Raw genomic sequence first — 381 nt, forward strand, 5'->3', positions numbered from 1 at the left:
TCCTTAAGCCGCCAGTTGATTGAATTTTTCCTTCGTGACGCGAAAAAAAGCGCGGCCGTGCTGGAAACAATTTATGTAAACAAGGGCCGCAGGAGCGATGATATTTCTATGTTTGTCATCAATATCCACGGCATGAAAAGCGCCCTTGCGAATATAGGTAAAGACGAGCTTTCGGATCACGCGGCGAGACTGGAACAGGCGGGCCGTGAAAAAAACATCAAATATATACTGGCGGAACTTCCCTCTTTCTTGGAACTGCTTAATAATTTAATTAGTAGATTAGAAAATGAATACAAGTCAGAAAATGCGAATGATGACGATTATAACCCGCAATTATTAATCGAAAAACTGCTTTCTATGAGCACTTCGTGCGCCATATAT

At 41.7% G+C, this 381-nt stretch carries 1 protein-coding gene; it reads left to right on the top strand.

Annotated features, from left to right (window positions below):
• Window positions 1-15 precede the first annotated feature (15 nt).
• The coding region (locus tag ACYVTD_RS17790) for a hypothetical protein (RefSeq protein WP_461248947.1) at window positions 16-381 on the top strand (366 nt) is incomplete at its 3' end.

Source organism: Treponema sp. R6D11, assembly GCF_054786075.1.